4 protein-coding genes are annotated in these 4035 nt (G+C 68.9%); 2 read left to right on the top strand and 2 right to left on the bottom strand.

Annotated features, from left to right (window positions below; genetic code table 11):
* A partial coding sequence (locus L995_RS27965) for a LysR family transcriptional regulator (protein WP_047474631.1) occupies positions 1 to 402 on the bottom strand: 402 nt, incomplete at its 3' end.
* Positions 403 to 511: 109 nt separating this feature from the next.
* Here L995_RS27965 and bla point away from each other — a divergent pair.
* Complete coding sequence (bla, locus tag L995_RS27970) at positions 512 to 1423, top strand: class A beta-lactamase (protein WP_034367430.1); 912 nt, start codon at positions 512 to 514, stop codon at positions 1421 to 1423.
* A gap of 172 nt (positions 1424 to 1595) precedes the next feature.
* Here the strand turns inward: bla and argA are convergent, their stop codons facing one another.
* Entirely contained in the window at positions 1596 to 2942 is a 1347-nt protein-coding gene (gene argA / locus L995_RS27975; protein WP_012206372.1) for an amino-acid N-acetyltransferase, read from the bottom strand.
* A gap of 283 nt (positions 2943 to 3225) precedes the next feature.
* Between argA and L995_RS27980 the strand changes: the two genes are divergently transcribed.
* A partial coding sequence (locus tag L995_RS27980) for a TolC family protein (protein ID WP_047474635.1) occupies positions 3226 to 4035 on the top strand: 810 nt, incomplete at its 3' end.

Here is a 4035-nt window from a genome sequence, read left to right on the forward strand (position 1 = left end):
CCGCGTGTCCACGCGGTTGTTGTGCGTGAGCAGTCGCAGGTCGATGTAGGGGTGCTGCTGCTGGAACTGGCCCAGCCTGGGAATCAGCCAGCCGATGGCGAAGGTGCCGACCACGCCCACGGTGAGGACCTCGCGCGGGCGCGGCTCGGCCACCTGCTGCAGCGAATGCTCTATGCGCGCAAAGCTCTCGGCCACGGCAGGCCACAGCGCATGGCCTTCGTCGGTCAGCGCCAGGCCGCGCGGCAGGCGCCGGAACAGCGGCTTGCCCAGGCGCTCCTCCAGGTTGCGGATGTGCTGGCTGACGGCGGCCTGGGTCACGCACAGCTCGTCGGCCGCCCGCGTCAGGTTGAGATGGCGCGCGGCCGCGTCGAACATGCGCAGGGCATTGAGGGGCAGTTGCATGGTGAGCCAATAGTTTTTCTAAGGGATGCTGCCAATTATTCACGCTGGTCGCAGATTGGGCGCGGCGCTATCGTTGCGTTTGTCGATCTGCAACTGAAAAGGAAAAACAATGCAAAGACGCGATTTTCTGATGACGGGCGGCGCGGCCGCCTGGATGGCGGCCGGGCTGGCGGGCTGCGCCCTGCCATCAAAAAAACAGGGGGCTGCCGACCAGGCCTTCAGGACGGAGTTGGCGCGCATCGAGAAAAGTGTGGGCGGCCGGCTCGGCGTGGCCGTGCTGGAGGTGGAGTCGGGCGCCAGCGTGGACCACCGCGGCGATGAGCGCTTTGTCATGTGCAGCACCTTCAAGCTGCTGCTGGCCGCCCAGGTGCTGGACCGCGTGCAGCAGGGCGATGAGCGCCTGTCGCGCCGCGTGCACTACGCCAGCTCCCGGCTGGTTCCCTACTCGCCGGCCAGCGGCCCGCGTGCCGGTGACGGCGGCGGCATGACCATCTCCGAGCTGTGCGAGGCCGCCGTGGTGCTCAGCGACAACACCGCCGCCAACCTGCTGCTGGACGCCAGCGGCGGACCGCAGGCGCTGACGCAGTGGCTGCGCGCCAGCGGCGACGAGACCACGCGCCTGGACCGCATGGAGCCCGAGCTCAACGAAGGCCTGCCCGGCGACGAGCGCGACACCACCACGCCCCTGGCCATGGTGCAAAGCATGCAGCGCCTGCTGCTGGGATCGGTGCTGGACGGCCATGGCCGCGCCCTGCTGCAGCAGTGGCTGGTGGCCAGCCGCACGGGCGACAAGCGCCTGCGCGCGGGCATGCCGGCCGGCTGGCGTGTGGGTGGAAAGACGGGCACCGGCGATCGCGGCACGGCCAACGATGCCGTCATCGCCTGGCCCACGCCGCAAAGCGCACCGCTGCTGGTGACGGGCTACCTCACCGAATGCCCGGCCGACGCGCCGCAGCGCGATGCGGCGCTGGCAGCGGCCGGCAAGGCGGCCGCACGCTGGCAGGCAGCAGTGCAAGGCTGAGTTGCGCCACCATGTCGCTTGATTTGGGCGATTTCAAAAAAATTGGCGCGGCCTGAAGACGAGAGACACCGAGGAAGGGCCTGGGCCGGCCGCGCCGCCCCCGCACCGAGGGTGTCGCCGGCCGCCCGTATGCCCCCCTCGTGAGGGCGAAGGCGCACAGCGCCTCAGGGGGTTACAACTTCTTGACCAGGACCTGACTTTTGCGGTCCCAGTTGTACTTGGCCTTGCGCGCCTCGGGCAGCCAGTCGGGGTCCACGGGCTGGAAGCCGCGCTTGATGAACCAGTGCATGGTGCGCGTGGTCAGCACGAACAGGCTGTCCAGGCCCTGGGCCTTGGCGCGCTGCTCTATGCGCTTGAGCAGCTTCTCGCCGTCGCCCGTGCCCTGGCTCTTGGGCGAGACGGTGACGGCCGCCATCTCGGCCGTCCTGGCGCTGGGATAGGGGTAGAGCGCGGCGCAGCCGAAGATCACGCCATCGTGTTCGATGATGGTGTAGTGGGCGATGTCGCGCTCGATCTCGGTGCGGCTGCGCTTGACCAGGGTGCCGTCCTTCTCGAAGGGCTCGATCAGCTGGATGATGCCGGCCACGTCGTCGGGCGTGGCCTCGCGCAGCTCTTCCAGCTTCTCGTCGATGATCATGGTGCCGATGCCGTCGTGCACATAGATCTCCAGCAGCAGCGCGCCGTCGATGGCGAAGGGCAGGATGTGGCTGCGCTCCACACCGTGCTCGCAGGCATGCACGCAGTGCTGCAGGTAAAAGCCCGTGTCCGTGGGCTGCTCGGGCGTGGGCAGCTCGGCCAGCATGCGGCGGGCCGTGGCCAGCGGCAGCTCGGTGTCGATGGGGTTGGTCTCGTCGGCCGGGCCCGTGGGGTCCATGCGGATGCCCGGCACCTCGGTCATGAAGATCAGCTTGTCGGCCTTCAGCTCGATGGCCACGCGCGTGGCCACCTCTTCCATGCTCAGGTTGAAGGCCTCGCCGGTGGGCGAGAAGCCGAAGGGCGACATCAGCACCATGGCATCCATGTCCAGGGCGCTGCGGATGCCGCTGACATCGACCTTGCGCACCAGGCCCGAATGCTTGAAATCCACGCCGTCCACGATGCCCACGGGCCGCGCCGTGAGGAAGTTGCCCGAGATCACCCGCACCCGCGCGCCGGCCATGGGCGTATTGGGCAGGCCCTGGCTGAAGGCGGCCTCGATCTCATAGCGCAGCTGGCCGGCGGCTTCCTGGGCGCAGTCCAGCGCCACGGAGTCGGTGATGCGCACGCCGCGCGAGTACTGGGCCTCATGGCCCTTGGCGGCAAGCTGTTCGTTGACCTGGGGACGGAAGCCATGGACCAGCACGATCTTCACGCCCATGGCCTGGATCATGGCCAGGTCCTGGACGATGGAGCTGAGCTTGCCCGATGCGATGGCCTCGCCCGTCAGTCCCACCACAAAGGTCTGGTGTCGGAACTTGTGGATATAGGGAGCCACGGACCGGAACCAGGGGACGAAGGTGAAGTTGAAGACGGTGGACATGGTGGTCAGTCGGGGCATCGGGCCGATGCCGGGCAGAAAAAAAAGGCCTGCGGACAGGTCCGCCAGGACATGCTCGCGCAGGCAGGCGCCAGTGTAGCGGCATGGCGCGGCACCTGCGCACAGAAATGGGATGGAACGCCACGCAAATCGACCCTGTTGCACGGTGCCGGCGGCACAAGGCACAGGACCTTGTCCGACGGGGGCCCGCCTGCAAGCCCGTGTAAGCTTCGCCACCATCGGTGAACCACGCAAGGCGCCCCCATTCATGCCATTGAGCGCTTCCATGTTTTTTCCGTTGCTTGCGCGGCCTGCGCGCGTTTTGCCGTGGCTGCCGTGGCTGGCGGCGCTGGGCATGGTCGCAGGGGCGGCCCAGGCTGCAGGGGAGGCTCCGGCCTCCCAGGCCGCCGCCGCGATGAGCTTCGTGCAGGCCCGCCAGGCGCTGCTGGAGGGCTCCGACCAACTGGCCGCCTCGGCCAAGGCCGTGGAAAGCGCGCGGCTCAGACGCCAGGGTACGCAGGGGCTGGGCGGGCCTTCCGTGGCCATCACGGGCCTGGGCTACCGCTACTCGGCCAATGCCGACATCGATCTCGATCCTGCGCGGCGCACCCTGGACGGTGTCCTCGGCCAGCTGCCGCCCTCGGTGGGGCCGGCCATTCCCTCGCTGCCGCAACTGCCCACCTCCTATGCCTTGCAGCGCAAGAGCACGAATGCCTCGGCCAGCCTGTCCCTGGTCTGGCCGCTGTACCTGGGCGGCCTGTCCGATGCGGTGCGCAGTGGCCTGGACGCTGCCACCGACGAAGCCCTGGCCGATGCCGCCAGCAGCAGCCACGCCCTGCATTCGCTGCTGGTGCAGCGCTACTTCGGCGCCCAGCTGGCCGAGCGGGCCGCACGGCTGCGCGAGCGTGCGCTTGAGGGCGTGCGCGTGCATGACGCGGCCGCGCAAAGCATGCTCAAGGCGGGCGTGATCTCCCGGCTGGAGCGCCTGCAGGCCCGTGCCGCGCTGGCCGACGCCGAGCAGCAGGCGCGCAAATCGCGCGACGACGCAGACCTGGCCGCAGCGGCGCTGGCGCGCACGGTCAAGGCGCAGCGGCAG

The organism is Delftia sp. ZNC0008 (genome assembly GCF_000799035.1).
GTDB lineage: Bacteria > Pseudomonadota > Gammaproteobacteria > Burkholderiales > Burkholderiaceae_C > Comamonas > Comamonas tsuruhatensis.